Origin of the sequence: Streptomyces sp. NRRL WC-3742, assembly GCF_000720635.1 — a bacterium.
In the GTDB taxonomy this organism is placed as follows: domain Bacteria; phylum Actinomycetota; class Actinomycetes; order Streptomycetales; family Streptomycetaceae; genus Kitasatospora.
On the sequence record NZ_JOCF01000074.1, the window covers coordinates 1 to 16184 of the forward strand.

General features: G+C 72.7%; 18 protein-coding genes and 2 pseudogenes. 9 read left to right on the forward strand and 11 right to left on the reverse strand.

All coding sequences use genetic code 11. The features are described from left to right. Both IH61_RS0132380 and IH61_RS0132385 read right to left on the reverse strand, forming a co-directional pair. Positions 1-270 (reverse strand): annotated as a pseudogene (locus IH61_RS0132380) (hypothetical protein); the annotation flags it as partial. Positions 271-545: 275 nt separating this feature from the next. Beyond that, entirely contained in the window at positions 546-1406 is an 861-nt protein-coding gene (locus tag IH61_RS0132385; RefSeq protein ID WP_420714016.1) for a methyltransferase domain-containing protein, read from the reverse strand. Between the two features lie 130 nt (positions 1407-1536). Here IH61_RS0132385 and IH61_RS49155 point away from each other — a divergent pair. From IH61_RS49155 to IH61_RS41870, 3 genes and pseudogenes are all read left to right on the forward strand, one after another. Next, positions 1537-2675: pseudogene (locus IH61_RS49155) on the forward strand (dihydrofolate reductase family protein). A 58-nt stretch (positions 2676-2733) separates the two neighbouring features. Then, positions 2734-3402 (forward strand): HAD-IA family hydrolase, encoded by a 669-nt coding sequence (locus IH61_RS0132400; protein ID WP_031076456.1) that lies wholly within the window; start codon positions 2734-2736, stop codon positions 3400-3402. Positions 3403-3467: 65 nt separating this feature from the next. Further along, entirely contained in the window at positions 3468-3680 is a 213-nt protein-coding gene (locus IH61_RS41870) for a type II toxin-antitoxin system Phd/YefM family antitoxin (protein ID WP_234327425.1), read from the forward strand. An 88-nt stretch (positions 3681-3768) separates the two neighbouring features. On the opposite strand, the gene IH61_RS0132410 is transcribed toward IH61_RS41870, so the two are convergent. The 4 genes from IH61_RS0132410 to IH61_RS0132425 form a co-directional block, all read right to left on the reverse strand. Further along, positions 3769-4023, reverse strand: coding sequence for a Txe/YoeB family addiction module toxin (locus tag IH61_RS0132410; protein ID WP_031076458.1), 255 nt, complete (start codon positions 4021-4023; stop codon positions 3769-3771). Further along, the gene (locus IH61_RS0132415) at positions 4020-4301 is read right to left on the reverse strand and encodes a type II toxin-antitoxin system Phd/YefM family antitoxin (protein WP_031076460.1); all 282 of its coding nucleotides are present in this window, start codon (positions 4299-4301) and stop codon (positions 4020-4022) included. The genes IH61_RS0132410 and IH61_RS0132415 overlap by 4 nt, the downstream gene beginning before the upstream one ends. A gap of 198 nt (positions 4302-4499) precedes the next feature. Further along, positions 4500-5573: a redox-regulated ATPase YchF gene (ychF, locus tag IH61_RS0132420; protein ID WP_031076464.1), complete on the reverse strand. Its 1074-nt coding sequence runs from the start codon at positions 5571-5573 to the stop codon at positions 4500-4502. 84 nt (positions 5574-5657) lie between these two features. Beyond that, the gene (locus IH61_RS0132425; protein WP_031076465.1) at positions 5658-6050 is read right to left on the reverse strand and encodes a VOC family protein; all 393 of its coding nucleotides are present in this window, start codon (positions 6048-6050) and stop codon (positions 5658-5660) included. A gap of 248 nt (positions 6051-6298) precedes the next feature. On the opposite strand from IH61_RS0132425, the gene IH61_RS0132430 reads away from it, so the two are divergent. Continuing rightward, a complete protein-coding gene (locus IH61_RS0132430) occupies positions 6299-6847 on the forward strand; it encodes a DUF6542 domain-containing protein (RefSeq protein ID WP_051838464.1) in 549 nt (182 codons plus the stop codon). A 33-nt stretch (positions 6848-6880) separates the two neighbouring features. Here IH61_RS0132430 and ppgK read toward each other — a convergent pair whose 3' ends face one another. Beyond that, on the reverse strand, positions 6881-7624 hold the full coding sequence (gene ppgK, locus IH61_RS0132435; RefSeq protein ID WP_031076476.1) for a polyphosphate--glucose phosphotransferase: 744 nt from the start codon (positions 7622-7624) through the stop codon (positions 6881-6883). 162 nt (positions 7625-7786) lie between these two features. Next, entirely contained in the window at positions 7787-8761 is a 975-nt protein-coding gene (locus IH61_RS0132440; RefSeq protein ID WP_031076479.1) for a 4-hydroxy-3-methylbut-2-enyl diphosphate reductase, read from the reverse strand. A gap of 120 nt (positions 8762-8881) precedes the next feature. On the opposite strand from IH61_RS0132440, the gene IH61_RS0132445 reads away from it, so the two are divergent. The 4 genes from IH61_RS0132445 (at position 8882) to IH61_RS0132460 (ending at position 12615) form a co-directional block, all read left to right on the forward strand. Next, positions 8882-10234: an APC family permease gene (locus IH61_RS0132445; protein WP_031076481.1), complete on the forward strand. Its 1353-nt coding sequence runs from the start codon at positions 8882-8884 to the stop codon at positions 10232-10234. A gap of 80 nt (positions 10235-10314) precedes the next feature. Next, positions 10315-11526, forward strand: coding sequence for an exodeoxyribonuclease VII large subunit (gene xseA, locus IH61_RS0132450; protein WP_031076482.1), 1212 nt, complete (start codon positions 10315-10317; stop codon positions 11524-11526). Between the two features lie 115 nt (positions 11527-11641). After that, on the forward strand, positions 11642-11902 hold the full coding sequence (locus IH61_RS41875) for an exodeoxyribonuclease VII small subunit (protein ID WP_031076483.1): 261 nt from the start codon (positions 11642-11644) through the stop codon (positions 11900-11902). A gap of 110 nt (positions 11903-12012) precedes the next feature. After that, the gene (locus IH61_RS0132460; protein ID WP_031076484.1) at positions 12013-12615 is read left to right on the forward strand and encodes a malonic semialdehyde reductase; all 603 of its coding nucleotides are present in this window, start codon (positions 12013-12015) and stop codon (positions 12613-12615) included. 67 nt (positions 12616-12682) lie between these two features. Here IH61_RS0132460 and IH61_RS0132465 read toward each other — a convergent pair whose 3' ends face one another. After that, on the reverse strand, positions 12683-13219 hold the full coding sequence (locus IH61_RS0132465; RefSeq protein ID WP_324607635.1) for a DUF4245 domain-containing protein: 537 nt from the start codon (positions 13217-13219) through the stop codon (positions 12683-12685). Between the two features lie 215 nt (positions 13220-13434). Here IH61_RS0132465 and glpX point away from each other — a divergent pair, with 215 nt between their 5' ends. Then, complete coding sequence (gene glpX / locus IH61_RS0132470; protein ID WP_031076486.1) at positions 13435-14475, forward strand: class II fructose-bisphosphatase; 1041 nt, start codon at positions 13435-13437, stop codon at positions 14473-14475. Positions 14476-14566: 91 nt separating this feature from the next. On the opposite strand, the gene IH61_RS0132475 is transcribed toward glpX, so the two are convergent. Both IH61_RS0132475 and IH61_RS0132480 read right to left on the reverse strand, forming a co-directional pair. After that, on the reverse strand, positions 14567-14950 hold the full coding sequence (locus tag IH61_RS0132475) for a WhiB family transcriptional regulator (protein WP_031076487.1): 384 nt from the start codon (positions 14948-14950) through the stop codon (positions 14567-14569). Between the two features lie 315 nt (positions 14951-15265). Next, the gene (locus IH61_RS0132480) at positions 15266-16054 is read right to left on the reverse strand and encodes a DUF1707 SHOCT-like domain-containing protein (protein WP_031076489.1); all 789 of its coding nucleotides are present in this window, start codon (positions 16052-16054) and stop codon (positions 15266-15268) included. Between the last annotated feature and the right edge of the window lie 130 nt (positions 16055-16184).

Consider the following 16184-nt stretch of genomic DNA (forward strand, 5'->3'; position numbering starts at 1 on the left):
GGCGGGGGCAGGGGTGGCCTGCGGCGGAGCCCACGGGTTGGCCGGCTCGGCGGCGGGGGCGGGCGCCTCGGGTTCCTGGGCGGGAGGCGCCGGGGCGGGAGGCGCCGGGGCCTCCTCCGCGACAGGGGCGGGCGCCTCCGCCGGTGCGGGCGCGGGCGCCTCGGCGTCGGCCCTCAGGAGGTCGATGCGCGGGTCCCGCTGCGGCGCGGCCTTGGCGGCCTGAGCGGCGGGCGACTCCGGCTCCGGGCCGGGCAGCTCGGACTTCGACACGTAGGACTCCCCCGGCCCGCCGCGGCGGACCTCAGCTCCGGTGGTTCGACTCGTCGGCTCGACTCCCCGGCGGCGGCGGATCGGACGGACCCGAACCGACCCGGTACGAGCGGACGCGCGACTCTACCGGATCATCCCGACCATTCGCCGCGCCACAACCCCCGGCCCCGCCCCGGACCCCTCGTCCACCCCCGCCGTTCACCCCCGCCGTTCACCTCCGCCGTTCACCTCCGCCGTTCACCTCCGCCGTTCACCTCGCTGTTCACCCCCACCGTTCACCCCCGCGCCAGGACCTCGCCGTGCAGCATCGAGAACCAGCCGTCCCCGGCCGCCGCCCACTCCCGCCAGCCGTCCGCGATCCGCTCCAGTTCCTCTCCCTCCGCGAGGCCCCGCTCGACCGCCGTCCGTCCGAACGCCGTGCCGGTCGTCCGGTCCGCCCACATCGCGGCCCACCACGCGCGCCGGTCGGGCGTCGCGAAGGTCCAGGTGGTGGCACTCGCCTCGACCTCGGTGAAGCCCGCCTCCCGGGCCCAGGCCAGCAGCCGCCGTCCGGCGTCCGGCTCGCCGCCGTTGCCCCGGGCAACCTGCCGGTACAGCTCCAACCACCGCTCCAGCGAGGGGGTTTCGGGGTACCAGGTCATCGTCGCGTAGTCGACGTCCCGGGCCGCGACCACCCCGCCGGGCGCCGTCACCCGGCGCATCTCGCGCAGCGCGCCCACCGGGTCGGTCACGTGCTGCAGCGTCTGGTGGGCGTGGACGACGTCGAACTCCCCGTCCCGGTACGGCAGTCGGTGCACATCCGCACAGGCGAACTCGACGTTGGACAGGCCACGCCCGGCCACGTACTCGGCCGCCTGCGCCAGCACCTCGGCGGAGGTGTCCACCGCGACGACCCGCCCTTGCGGTCCGACCAGCTCGGCCAGGTCGGCGGTGATCGTGCCGGGGCCGCAGCCGATGTCCAACAGCGCCTGCCCGGGCCGCAGTTCGGGCAGCAGGTACGCCGCCGAGTCGGCGGCCGTACGGGAGCGGTGCGAGCGCAGCACGGCCTCCTGGTGGCCGTGGGTGTAGACGGCGGCGGGCTGCTGACCGGTCATGGAAGTCCCCCTGCGGGTGTCTCGTCGAGCCTCTTCTGCGATCGGCTCCGACGCTAGCCGACGATCCACATTTCGAGAAGATTCGTCCCACATTCCGGTCACCCGACGCTACCGCGCCCCCGTGCCGCCGTACCGTGGAGACCGTCCCGCCTCCCGAGAGAACGGTCCGCCGATGCCCGGCCAGCGCCCCTTCGTCCTGCTGAGCGCCGCGATGTCGCTCGACGGGCACCTCGACGACGCCTCCCCCGAGCGGCTGCTGCTCTCCAACGCCGCCGACTTCGACCGGGTCGACGAGGAGCGCGCGGCGGCCGACGCGATCCTGGTCGGCGGCAACACCCTGCGCGCCGACAACCCGCGCCTGCTGGTCAACTCCCCCGCCAGGCGCGCCGACCGGATCGCCGCCGGGCGCCCCGAGTACCCGCTCAAGGTGACGCTCAGCGCGAGCGGCGCCCTCGACGCCGACCTACGGTTCTGGCACACCGGCGGCGCCAGGCTCGCCTACACCACCGACGCCGGGGCAGCCGTGCTGCGCCCCCGGCTGGACGGGCTGGCGGAGGTGGTCGCCCTCGGCACGGCGGTGGACCTCGGCGCGGTGCTGGACGACCTGGGCGCGCGCGGGGTGCGCCGGCTGATGGTCGAGGGCGGCGGCGGGGTGCACACCCAGTTCCTGGCCCAGGGCCTGGCGGACGAACTGCAACTGGCCGTCGCCCCCCTGCTCGTCGGCCAGGCCGAGGCGCCGAGGTTCGTCCGCCCGGCCGCGTTCCCCGGCGGCCCGGGGCGAAGGATGCGCCTGCTGGAGGCACGTACGGTGGGCGATGTCGTCCTGCTCAGGTACGCCCCCAAGGAGCCCGCCCCGTGACCAGCCCCGCCACCGACCTCGACCACCTGCGCCGGGCGGTCGAGCTCTCCCGTCTGTGCCCGCCCTCCATGACGGCCTTCTCGGTCGGCGCGGTGATCGTCGGCGCGGACGGCGAGGTGCTGGCCGAGGGCTTCAGCCGGGAGACCGACCCCCACGACCACGCCGAGGAGGCGGCCCTGGCCAAGCTCCCGGCGGGTGACCCGCGACTGCGCGGGGCGACGGTCTACAGCAGCCTGGAGCCCTGCGGACAGCGCGCCTCCCGGCCGGCGCCCTGCGCCCGGCTGCTGATCGCGGCGGGGGTGCCGCGGGTGGTCGTCGCCTGGCGCGAGCCGGACCTGTTCGTCACCGACTGCCAGGGGACGGCCCTGCTGGAGGCGGCCGGGGCCGAGGTGGTGGAGCTGCCGGAGCTGGCCGAGGAGGCGAGGGCGGTCAACGCCCACCTGCTCCACTGAGTTTTTGTATCATCTCGAAACAAAGAGCTCGCTTTTCTGCCTCCCCAGGAGCCGCCCGATGCCCACCCCCGCCCCGATCCGGCTCACCACCCGCGCCCTCCTCCTCGACATGGACGGCACCCTGGTCAACTCCGACGCCGTCGTCGAACGCTGCTTCACCCGCTGGGCCGTGAAGCACGGCCTCGACCCGGCCGCCGTCCTCGCCGTGGCCCACGGCCGCCAGGGCCACGCCACCATGGCCGCCCTCCTCCCCGACCGCCCCGCCGAGCTCAACCTCGCCGAGAACGCGCAGATACTCGCCGAGGAGCGCGCCGACACCGAGGGCGTCGTCCAGATCCCCGGCGCCGACGCCTTCCTCGCCTCCCTCGCCGGCCTCCCCCACGCCCTCGTCACCTCCGCCGACTTGCCCCTCGCCAAGGTCCGCATGGCCGCCGCGGGCCTGCCCCTCCCGCCCGTCCTGATCACCGCCGAATCCGTCGGCGCCAGCAAGCCCGACCCCGAAGGCTTCCTCAAGGGCGCCGCCGCCCTCGGCTTCGCCCCCGCCGACTGCCTCGCCCTCGAAGACTCCGCCGCCGGCCTCGCCGCCGCCCACGCCGCCGGCATCCCCACCCTCGGCATCGGCCCCCGCGCCGCCGCCCACCACCCCACCGCCCTCACCCCCGACCTCACCACCGTCACCGTCACCCCCAACCCCGACGGCACCCTCACCCTCACCATCCACCCCTGAGCGGGCGGAGGAGTCGAGCCATGAAGACGATGACCTACTCGGAGTCCCGCGCACGCTAGGCCGAGGTGCTCAACGCGGTCACCGACGACCGTGAGGGGATCGTGATCACCCGCGCCGGACACGAGCCGGTGGTCCTCGTCTCGCGGGAGGACCACCAGTCCCTCAAGGAGACCGCCTACCTTCTGCGCAGCCCCGCGAACGCCCGCCGCCTGCTGGCCTCCATAGACGAGTTGGAGAACGGCGGAGGAACCGTACGGGAGCCGGCGGACCCGGAGTGAAGATCACCTTCGCCTGAGCCGACGGGACACCGAAACGGGAGGTGCCGCTCGGCCTGCCGATCGGCGGGCCGAGCGGCACGACCGAGGATCAGTAGTGGTAGCGGGCCGCCAGGACGATGATTTCGCGGTCGGTGACCAGATAGAGGAGGCGATGCTCGTCATCGATCCGCCGCGACCAGGCCCCTGGCAGATGGTATTTCAGCGGCTCGGGCTTGCCGATCCCGGTGAATGGATCGCGCAGGACGTCCTCGATGAGCTTGTTGATCCTCGCGAGCATCTTGCGATCGTTCTTGAGCCAGGACGTGTAGTCCTCCCAGCCCTGCTCTTCGAAGAAGAGCCTCACTCGACACCCCGCCCGGCATCAGCCGAGTCGGGGTCGATGAGCGTGCGCTCGGAGAGCCCTATGCCGTTCAGCGCATTGTCGTACGCCTTCAGCAGGCGACGCGCGTTCGCCGGCGAACGCAAGAGATAGGAGCCCTCGCGCAAGGAGGCGTAATCCTCGGCGGAGACCAGCACGGCATTTCCGTGCTTGGACACGATCTCGATGGCGTCATGGTCCTCGTTGACCTTCTTGATCAACGGGAAGAGATCCCTGCGGGCCTCGCTCGCGGTGATGGACATGGCGCGAACCCCCTTCGGCGAGTGGTACCGAATAACGTACCACTCAAGCGGGGCTTCCGGGTGGATCGACGGCCGATACCGACTCCCGCGAGTCAGCACCAAGTCAGCACGGAAATGAGGAGAGGGTCGGACTCCATGAGCCCGACCCTCTCCGACCTGCGCACTTGCCACATCAAGTGACACGCAGTAGCTACTTGATCACACGTTGAAGCGGAACTCCACGACGTCGCCGTCCTGCATGATGTATTCCTTGCCCTCGATGCGGGCCTTGCCCTTGGCGCGGGCCTCGGCGGTGGAGCCGGTTTCGACGAGGTCGGTGAAGGCGATGACCTCGGCCTTGATGAAGCCCTTCTGGAAGTCGGTGTGGATGACACCGGCGGCCTCGGGGGCGGTGGCGCCCTTCTTGATGGTCCAGGCGCGGGTTTCCTTGGGGCCGGCGGTGAGGTAGGTCTGCAGGCCGAGGGTGTCGAAGCCGACGCGGGCGAGGGTGGCGAGGCCGGGCTCGTCCTGGCCCATGGACTGGAGGAGTTCCAGGGCCTCGGCGTCGTCGAGCTCGATCAGCTCGGACTCGATCTTGGCGTTGAGGAAGATGGCCTCGGCCGGGGCGACCAGCTCGCGCTGGGCGTTCTTGAAGTCCTCGTCGGACAGCTCGTCCTCGTCCACGTTGAAGACGTAGAGGAAGGGCTTGGCGGTGAGGAGGTGCAGCTCGCGGATCGGGGTGGTGTCGAAGCCGGCCTCGAAGAGGGTCTTGCCGGTCTCCAGGACGGCCTGCGCGGCCTCGGCGGCGGCCAGGACGGCGGCGGTCTCCTTCTTGAGGCGCGCCTCCTTCTGGAGCCGGGGCAGGACCTTCTCGATGGTCTGGAGGTCGGCGAGGATCAGCTCGGTGTGGATGGTCTCGATGTCGTCCTTGGGCGACACCTTGCCGTCCACGTGCACCACGTCGGGGTCGGTGAAGGCCCGCACGACCTGGCAGATGGCGTCCGACTCGCGGATGTTGGCGAGGAACTTGTTGCCCAGGCCCTCGCCCTCGCTGGCGCCGCGCACGATGCCGGCGATGTCGACGAAGTCGACGGTGGCCGGGAGGATGCGCTGCGAGCCGAAGATCTCGGCGAGCTTGGCCAGCCGCTCGTCCGGGACGCCGACGACGCCGACGTTGGGCTCGATGGTGGCGAACGGGTAGTTGGCCGCCAGCACGTCGTTCTTGGTCAGGGCGTTGAACAGGGTCGACTTGCCGACGTTCGGCAGGCCGACGATTCCGATCGTGAGCGACATGAAGCGCAGTCCCGGGGCTTGGAGGAGTTGGGCCGGCCCTTTGCGGGGCCGACCCCCAAGTCTACGGGCAGCCCCGCGCCGGGCTCACGCCTCGGTGGGCGCCGCCTCCGGCTCCAGGAACTCCAGGCGGTTGCCCACCGTGTCGTCGGCGTAGAAGCGCCGGTGACCGGGCAGGTTGTCGTCCCAGACCACCTCGTGGCCGTGCGCGGCGAGCCGCTCGGCGAGGGCGTCGAGGGAGTGCACCAGGATGCCGGGGTGGCCCTTGCGGGCGGGGCGGAAGTCCGGGGTGACGCCGAGGTGCACCTCGACGCCGCCGCCGCGGAACCAGCAGCCGCCGCGGGCCGCGAGCACCGGGGGCTTGGGCAGTTCGTCCATGCCGAGGACGCCGTTCCAGAACGCGCGGCACTCGTCCTCGGCGCCGGCCGGGATGTCCAGCTGGACGTGGTCGAGTCGGACGAAGCTGAACTCGTCGGTCATGGCGGGCCCCCGTGGCACATCGTCAGATGATCGTGCTGCGTCGGATCGGCCGAGCGAGTCGGCTACCCGCCCGATGATCAATCGACGATCATAGGACTACGCCATCCGGAGACACGGGACAAGACCTGAACGGTCCATTACACAGTGTGGCGATGATCGGACCGTACGTTGGGCGAGTGGAGCAGAGCATCCGTACCCAGACGCCAGGGCCAAGACGCCGGCCGCCGAACCGCGCGGCCGGTGCCGCCGTGCCCGGGCCCGGCCGGGCTCCCGAGACCGACGGAGCCCCCGCCGCCCGCCCCTCCCGGCTGCGCCCGGTGGCCGGCCAGCCCGCCGCCCGCCCGTCCGTACCCCGGCTGCGGCTGCGCCTGCCGCTGCGGCGCGGCGACGCCCCGCTGTACGGGCGGCGGCGCACCGGCCGCCCGACCCGGCTGACGGCGATCGGCACCGGCGTGGTCGCCGTGCTGGCCACGCTCGCCGTGGCGGGCGTGGACCGGCTGCTGTTCGGCGGCCTGGGCTGGCTGTTCGGCCTCGGGTACCTGGTGGTCTGCTTCCAGCTGGCCGTCCGCGTCCGCTACGCCGACCTGCTGGCCGCGCCGATCAGCGGGCCGATCGCCTTCGCCGTCGCCATGCTGGCGCTCGCGCCGGTCAAGTCCCCGGGCGTCACCGCCCAGGTGGTGGCGCTGGCGACGGGGCTGGCGCTGCGGGCCGGCTGGCTGTTCTCCGGCACGGGGCTGGCGGCGCTGATCGTGCTGGCCCGCTTCATCGCCCAGCGCCGCATCCACCGCTCCCGCTGAGCACCCGAGCCTGCCGAGTACCGAGGGGACAGCTCACGCCGCCCGGGCCGCCGCCATGGCGGCCCCGACGATGCCCGCGTCGTTGCGCAGCTCGGCCGGCACCACCCGCGCCTCGCGCTCGCGCAGCAGCGGCAGGAACCTCTCGTGCTTGCGGCTCACCCCGCCGCCGATCACGATCAGCTGCGGCGAGAACAGCCCCTCCACCAGGTCCAGGTACTCGTCGACCCGCTCGGCCCACTGCTCCCAGTTCAGGTCGTGCCGCTCCTTGGCGGCCGAGGAGGCCCGGCGCTCGGCGTCCTTGCCGCGCAGTTCGAGGTGGCCCAGCTCGGTGTTGGGCACCAGCACACCGTCCACGAAGAGCGCGCTGCCGATGCCCGTACCGAAGGTGAGCACCAGGACGACGCCCCGCTCGCCGCGCCCGGCGCCGTGCGCGGTCTCGGCGATCCCGGCGGCGTCCGCGTCGTTGAGGACGACGGCGGGCAGGTCGAGGGCCTCGCGGAACAGGCCCGCCGCGTCCAGGCCGATCCAGCCCTTGTCGACGTTGGCCGCCGTCCTCGTGCGGCCGTCGACGACCACGCCGGGGAAGGTGAGGCCGACCGGGCCCTGGTGGTCGAAGTGGCGCACGACCTCGCGGACGGCCTCGACCACGGCTTCGGGGGCGGACGGCTGCGGGGTGAGCACCTTGTGGCGCTCCTGGGTGAGGGCGCCCCGGGCGAGGTCGACCGGGGCCCCCTTGATGCCCGACCCGCCGATGTCCACACCGAATACCGCCGTCATCGCGTCCGCCCTCCGCCGTCCGGGTGTGGACCGCCTGTCCACAGCCTGTGCACCAAACCTACGAGAGGACGAAAGCGCCCGCACAGCAGAAGGCCCGGCCCCCGGGAGCGGGGAGCCGGGCCGTCCATGCGAAGGTCACGAAGGTCGCGAAGGTCGCGAAGGTCAGAGCTTGCCCGCCGCCTCGGCGCGCAGGTCGCGGCGCAGCTCCTTGGGCAGCGAGAAGATCAGGTGCTCCTCGGCGGTCTTGACCGTCTCGACGGTGTCGTAGCCGCGCGCGGCCAGGAACTCCAGCACGCCCTCGACGAGGATCTCCGGCACCGAGGCGCCGCTGGTCAGGCCGACGGTGGTGACGCCCTCCAGCCACTCCTCCTGGATCTCGTCGGCGAAGTCCACCAGATGGGCCGCCTTGGCGCCGTACTCCAGGCCGACCTCGACCAGGCGCACGGAGTTGGAGGAGTTCCTGGAGCCGACCACGATCAGTAGGTCGGTCTCCTCGGCCAGCTGCTTGACGGCGACCTGGCGGTTCTGGGTGGCGTAGCAGATGTCGTCGCTGGGCGGGCTGACCAGCGCGGGGAAGCGCTGCTTGAGCTCGCCGACGGTGGCCATGGTCTCGTCCACCGACAGGGTGGTCTGGGAGAGCCAGACGACCTTGGACTCGTCCCGGACCTTCACCTTCGCCACGTCCTCGGCGCCGTCCACCAGGTGGATGCGGTCCGGGGCCTCGCCCATGGTGCCGATGACCTCCTCGTGGCCCTCGTGGCCCACCAGCAGGATGTCGTAGCCCTCGTCGGCGAAGCGGACGGCCTCCTTGTGCACCTTGGTGACCAGGGGGCAGGTGGCGTCGATGGTGGCGAGCTTGCCGGCCTCGGCCTCGTCGTGGACGGACGGCGCGACGCCGTGCGCGGAGAACACCACGATCGAGCCCTCGGGCACCTCCTCCGTCTCGTCGACGAAGATCGCGCCCTTCTTCTCCAGGGTCTGCACCACGTACTTGTTGTGGACGATCTGCTTACGGACGTAGATGGGCGCCCCGTACTGCTCCAGGGCCTTCTCCACGGCGATCACGGCGCGGTCGACGCCCGCGCAGTAGCCCCGGGGGGCGGCGAGCAGGACACGGCGCTGCGCGGTGTTGGACATGGCTCCATCGTACGGGCGGCGGCGGTGCGCACCCGCCCGTACGGCCGGAGGCTGCCACCCGACATCGCTTGGCGGAGCTTTCCGGGCGGAAACGGTCACAGGTGATCGAATCTGGTGCCTATGAGCACTGTGATCGAGCCGGAACAGCCGGGCGGGCTGCGCCGCAGCCTGGGCGTACGCGACCTGATGGTCTACGGGCTGCTGTTCATCGCCCCGATGGCCCCGGTCGGCGTCTTCGGCGTCCTGGACGCCAAGAGCCACGGCGCCGTCGCCTCGGTGTACCTGGCGGCGACGGTGGCCATGGGCTTCACCGCCTTCTCGTACGCCCAGATGGTGCGCGCGGTGCCGCAGACCGGCTCGGTGTTCGCCTACGCCCGGGCCGGGCTGGGCGAGGGACCCGGGTTCATCGCCGGGTGGATGGCGATGCTCGACTACCTGCTCATCCCCGCCGTCGCCTACCTCTTCTCGGGGATCGCCCTGCACTCGCTGGTGCCCGGTGTCTCGCGCTGGGTGTGGACGGCGCTGGCGGTGGTGGTGACCACCGCGCTCAACCTGGTCGGGGTGCGCACGGCTGCGGCGGTCGGCTTCGCGGTGCTCGCGATGGAGATCGCGGTGCTGGCGGTGTTCGTGGCGGCGGCCGTGGTGGTGCTCGTCCAGGACGGCGCCCGGCGCGGCTGGGACACCCCGTTCACGGCGGTCGGGGACTTCTCGCTGATGGCGGTGGTCTCGGCGGTGTCCGTGGCCGTGCTCTCCTACCTGGGCTTCGACGCCATCGCGACCTTCGTCGAGGAGGCGGTCGGCGCCTCGGCGGCGGTGGCGCGGGCGGTGCTGTGGTGCCTGGCGCTGGCCGGGGTGCTGTTCGTCGCCCAGACGTACCTGGCGGCGCTGCTGGAGCCGGCCTCCCCGCAGCAGCTGGCCGCCGACCCGGCCGCGCAGGGCTCGGCCTTCTACGACACCGTCGAGAGCGGTGTCGGGCACTGGCTGCACGTACTGGTCGCGGCCGGCAAGGCGATCGGCGCGGCCTTCGCGGCGCTGGCCGGGCAAGCGGCGGCCGGGCGGCTGGTCTTCGCGATGGGCCGGGACGGGCGGCTGCCGCGGGCCCTCGGCTCGGTGGACCCGTCGAGCGCGGTGCCGCGCCGGGCGCTGCTCGCGGCCGCGGTGATCACCATGGCGGCGGCGGTCTGGGCGGCCAGCCGGGACGACGGGCTCGACCAGCTGACCTCGGTGGTGAACGTGGGCGCGCTGACGGCCTTCGCGCTGCTGCACGCCTCCGTGGTCGGCTGGTACGCCCTGCGGCACGGCTCCCGGCGGTGGCTGGCGCACCTGGTCGTGCCGCTCCTGGGGATCGTGGTGATCGCGGCCGTGGTCTACGAGGCGTCGACGACGGCGCAGCTCGTGGGCCTGATCTGGCTGGCGGCGGGGCTGGTGGTGCTCGGCGTCCAGGGAGGCGTGCCTGTCGGCGGGCAACGCTGACGCTCCTCTTCCCGGTGTCGGCGGGCAACGCTGACGCTCCTGTCGGCCCGGTGTCGGCGAGCGCCGCTAGCCTCGTACGCATGGCCAACTCCAGCTCCCCCGAAGCGCCGCTCCCGGTCGGCAAGGTCTCCGCGCTGATCGGCGGCTGGATCGACAAGCTCGGCGCGGTGTGGGTGGAGGGTCAGATCACCCAGCTCAGCCGCCGGCCGGGGGCGGGCGTGGTGTTCCTGACCCTGCGTGACCCGCAGGCGGACGTCTCGCTCACCGTCACCTGCTTCCGCTCGGTCTTCGACCAGGTCGCGGACGTGGTGCAGGAGGGCGCGCGGGTCGTCGTGCACGCCAAGCCGGAGTGGTACGCGGCGCGTGGGCAGCTGTCGTTGCGGGCCTCGGAGATCCGGCCGGTGGGCCTGGGTGAACTGCTGGCCAGGCTGGAGCAGTTGAAGCGCAAGCTGGCCTCGGAGGGGCTGTTCGCGGCGGAGCGCAAGAAGCCGCTGCCGTTCCTGCCGCAGTGCGTCGGGCTGGTCACCGGGCGCGGTTCGGCGGCCGAGCGGGACGTCCTGGAGAACGCCCGGCGGCGCTGGCCGGCGGTGCGCTTCGAGGTGCGCAACGTGCCCGTGCAGGGCGTCAGCGCGGTGGAGCGGGTGAGCGAGGCCGTCCGGGAGCTGGACGAGCACCCCGAGGTGGACGTGATCGTCGTGGCCCGGGGCGGCGGCAGCGTGGAGGACCTGCTGCCGTTCTCGGACGAGTCGCTGGTGCGCCTGGTCGCGGCCGCCCGTACGCCGGTGGTCAGTGCGATCGGGCACGAGCCGGACCAGCCGCTGCTGGACTTCGTCGCCGACCTGCGCGCCTCCACGCCGACCGATGCCGCCAAACGGGTGGTCCCGGACGTCGGCGAGGAGCTGGCCAAGGTCCGCCAGCTGCGCGACCGCGCCCGCCGGCACGTGCTGGCGCGGGTCGAGCGGGAGCAGCACGGGCTGGACGGCGTGCGCAGCCGCCCGGCGCTGGCCGCGCCGCACCGGATGCTGGACGGGCGCGGGCAGGAGGTCGAGGCCCTGCTGGAGCGGGCCCGGCGCACCCTGAGGCATCGGCTGGACCACGCGCAGAGCGACCTCGGGCACACCCTGGCCCGGGTGGTGGCGCTGTCCCCGGCGGCCACCCTGGAGCGCGGCTACGCGGTGCTGCAGCGGGCGGACGGCACGGTGGTGACGGACCCGTCGCAGGTCGAGGCCGGGGAGGGGCTGCACGCCCGGGTGTCGGGCGGCGGCTTCGGCGTGACGGTCGAGGATCGCTAGAGGATCACCGGAGGATTGCTAAGGGATCACTGGAGAACCGCTCAAGAACCGGTGGAGACCCGGCACCCGGCGGCGGGCCCCCGGGTTGTCGGCTCCAGCCCCTAGGCTTTCGGGCATGGCAGAGCAGCAGCAGGAGCAGGCCGCCCCGGCGGCGCCGAGCGCGGACGACGCGCTGGGCTACGAGCACGCCCGGGACGCGCTGCTGGACGTCGTCCGGCAGCTGGAGAACGGCGGAATCTCCCTTGAGGAGTCCCTCGCCCTGTGGGAGCGTGGCGAGCAGTTGGCGAAGGTGTGCCAGCGGTGGCTGGACGGCGCCCGGGCCCGGCTGGACGCCGCGCTGGCGGCCGAGGAGGGCGAGGATTCCGGCCGGATGTGACGGGCGTCACAACGGCTTGGGGAATCGTTGAATCTTCACCTATGTTGGAGGAAGCGATCGGCCGCGGCCGGTCACACCGACGAACCCCCTCCAGCTTGAGGTGCAGAAGCATGACCACCGACGCCCTGGTACTCGACGCCGCCGCTCAGGACCTGCTGTTCCGCGAGGCCCGCACCGCGAACACCTTCACCGACGAGCCCGTCTCCGAGGAGCAGGTCCAGGCGATCTACGACCTCGTGAAGTACGGCCCGACCGCCTTCAACCAGCAGCCGCTGCGCGTCGTCCTGGTCCGCTCGACCGAGGGCCGCGAGCGCCTCGTCCAGCACCTCTCGGACGGCAACAAGGCCAAGACCGCCGCCGCCCCGCTGGTCGCCATCCTGGCCGCGGACAACGAGTTCCACGAGGAGCTGCCGACCCAGTTCCCGCACTTCCCGCAGGCCAAGGACGTCTTCTTCTCGGACCGCGCCGTCCGTGAGGGCTCGGCCGCGCTGAACGGCGCCCTGCAGGCCGCCTACTTCATCATCGGCGTCCGCGCCGCCGGCCTGGCCGCCGGCCCGATGACCGGCTTCGACGCCGAGGGCATCAACAAGGAGTTCTTCGGCGAGGGCGACCACTCGGTGCTGGCCGTCGTCAACATCGGCAAGCCGGGCGAGGACGCCTGGTTCCCGCGCTCCCCGCGCCTGGAGTACGACCAGGTCGTCACCACCGTCTGACGCACCCCGCGCACACGGAAGGGCCCCGCACCGGATTCGTCCGGTGCGGGGCCCTTCCGCACGAGTCCTACTTCAGCGACTGCGCCAGCTCGGCCAGCTCCTTGTACGAGGCGGTGCCGGTGAGCAGCGTGGTGCCGCCGCCGTTCTGCACGGTCAGTGCGCGGGCCTTGTCGCCCTGCACCCGGTCCCAGGTACGCCCGGCCACCTCGGAGGTGCCGTCCGGCTTCCCCCCGGCGACCTTGTCGGCGACCATCGCCTCGCGCGGCAGGTCGCTCTGCTCGATCGCCGCGTACTGGCCCGAGGGCGTCACGAAGCCCAGGTGCCAGGCATTGCCCTTGCCCTCGCCCAGCGCGGCCGCCCGGTAGCTGACGGAGGTGGCCCGCCACTTGTCCGACAGCCCCTGCGGGGCGAGCACCGGGTACGGCGCGGCGCGCTTGGCCGTGCTCGCCTCCACCGTGTACGAGACCACCCGCACCCCGTCGCCCTTCGCGTCGTGCGGCAGGAACAGGTACCCGGTCCCGACGACGACACCGACGGCCAGCATCGACAGGACCATGTCCCGTACGGTCTGCCGGCCCCTCATGCCCTTGCTCTCTCCAGCCACCCCCACATGGTGACTCATCCACACGCCGGGCCCTCCACCAGGGGTGCCCACGTACGGGTGAAGCGGGACGAACCGGGGTGTTCCGGAGGCCGAGGGGGACCCGCGCCACAGACAGGCCATTCGTGGGCAGATACGATCGCAGGACCCTCACCACGGCGTTCGACCAGGCAGTAGTCGGGCGCTCACTGGCCGTCGCGTACAGAGAGGTAACGACGATGACCACGCAGTACCCGAACCACCTTCCCAGCTCCCTCGAGGTCGCGCCCGAGGCTCCCGACCGGAACCTCGCGCTCGAACTCGTCCGGGTCACCGAGGCCGCGGCCATGGCCGCCGGCCGGTGGGTCGGCCGTGGCGACAAGAACGGCGCGGACGGCGCGGCCGTCAAGGCGATGCGCACCCTGGTCTCGACCGTCTCGATGAACGGCGTCGTCGTCATCGGGGAGGGCGAGAAGGACGAAGCCCCGATGCTCTACAACGGCGAGCGGGTCGGCGACGGCACCGGCGCCGAGTGCGACGTCGCGGTCGACCCGGTGGACGGCACCACGCTGACCGCCAAGGGCATGAACAACGCGGTGGCCGTCCTGGCCGTCGCCGACCGCGGCACCATGTTCGACCCCAGCGCCGTGTTCTACATGGACAAGCTGGTCGCCGGCCCCGAGGCCGCCGAGTTCGTCGACATCACCGCCCCCGCGGCCGTCAACATCCGCCGGGTCGCCAAGGCCAAGGGCAGCGCCGTCGAGGACGTCACCGTCGTCGTCCTCGACCGCCCGCGCCACGACGGCCTGGTCCGGGAGATCCGCGAGGCGGGCGCCCGGATCAAGTTCATCTCCGACGGCGACGTCGCCGGCGCCATCATGGCCGCCCGCGAGGGCACCGGCGTCGACCTGCTGATGGGCATCGGCGGCACCCCCGAGGGCATCATCGCCGCCTGCGCGATGAAGTGCATGGGCGGAGTCATCCAGGGCCGTCTGTGGCCCAAGGACGACGCCGAGCGCCGGAAGGCCCTCGACGCCGGGCACGACCTCGACCGGGTGCTCACCACCGACGACCTGGTCAGCGGCGAGAACGTGTTCTTCGTCGCCACCGGCATCACCGACGGCGAGTTGCTGCGCGGCGTGCACTACCGCTCGGAGACCGCCACCACCAGCTCGCTGGTGATGCGCTCCAAGAGCGGCACCATCCGCGAGATCAACTCGGTGCACAAGCTGTCGAAGCTGCGCGCCTACAGCGCGATCGACTTCGACCGCGCCAACTGAGGCACCCGGCGACACCCCTCGCGGCCCCGGCGGAATCCCCCCTCCGCCGGGGCCGCGGTGCGTCCGCCGCCCCCGGCCGCCCCCGTGAGTCTCAACCGGCTATCCGGCGCCGTCCCGCGGCCGCCACCCGGGCCGCCTCCCGCAGCTCCGCGTCCCTCCGACGACGGCGGGCCAGCACCACGCGCCGCTCGGCGGCCGTCAGCCCGCCCCAGACGCCGTACGGCTCCGGCTGGGCCAGCGCGTGCTCCCGGCACTCCAGCAGCACCGGGCAGCGCGCACAGACCCGCTTGGCCTGCTCCTCGCGCGACAGCCGGGCCGCCGTGGGCTCCTTGGACGGCGCGAAGAACAGCCCCACCTCGTCCCTGCGGCAGGCCGCACCGGTGTGCCAGGGGTTGTCCTCCCCCGCGGGTGACCCGCTCGCCGGGCCGACCGGCGGCTGCGCCTGCGGCCGGGGCGCCGGGGGGCGCTCCAGCACCTGCGCGGCGAGGACGGGCGAGGTGGTGCGGGACTCGATCGGATGCAGCACGGCCGTACTCCTGACGAGGCTCTCGGACACGGGGGAACCTCGCTCTCCTGCCCGGCTGCGAGCCCCCGCTGTCCAGCCCCGAACCGGCCGCTGGGCCGCCTCCGGTGCACAGCCGTACAAGAAGCGATGTGCGGGGGGACCTACCCCGCCCGGCCCCGATTCATGCACACTGCACGCAATCGGCTACGGAGTGCACTCGACGCAACGACGGGTGCCGACCCGGGAGTTGATCCCCGACCCGACACCCGCCAGCGGCAACGCCCGTCACTCGGAGTCGAGTTGCTTGCGCACCCACTCCCTGACCTTCTTGCCGCGGCGCGGCTTGGCGTCACAACCGCCGAACACCGCAATGCCCTTGACCCGCACCACCGGCGCGTACGGATCGGCCGCGGTCTGCTCCTTGACGTCGAAACCACCGAAGATGCCGACCCCGCCGCCGTGCAGGCTGACGTTCTCCGGCACCCGGATCTCGACCCCGCCGAACAGGGCCGTCACCTCGATCTCCACCTCGGGCGACTCGAACACGGCGTCCGTGAGGTCGATGTCCACCCCGCCGAAGGCCGCGAACGCCCGCAGGTGCGAGCCCACCCGCCAGCGGCCCCGGCGCGAGGCCCCGCCGAACACCGCCACCATCGACGGCGACTCCTGGCGCGCGGGCGGCAGTTGCGGGGCCGCCGGGGCCGGAGCCGGGCGCGGGATCTCCAGCGGCGGCTTCTCGAAGGAGATCGGGCGGTGGGTCGGCAGGTCCCGCGTGAGCGGGACGAGTTCGCCGAAGGTCTTGGCGGAGTACGCGGCCTCGATCCGCTCCGCGTGCTCCTCGGCGTCCAGCCGGCCCTCGGCGTACGCGTCGCGCAGCAGTTCCGCGACGCGCTCGCGGTCGGAGTCCGAGACGCGCATCTCCGCGTGCGCGACCGGAGTGTGATCCACGGGCCTGCGGGCCGGTTCCGGCTCACGGACGGGCCTGGGTTCGGGAGTGTGCTCGGGCTTGGTCATCGGTACGGGCGCCGGCACCGGCGGCTGCCCCGGGTCGTCCTGCGGCGGCGAGTTGTCCACGGCACCAGCCTAGTGGGTCGCACTCCAGCCCGAGTGAGCCCGGTCACGCCCGGTGCCCCGTCCGCGAAGGCGCCGGGCGCGGGTCCTACCCTGGATGGTGCTTCGCCGACGCAGCCGGACCACCTGGACA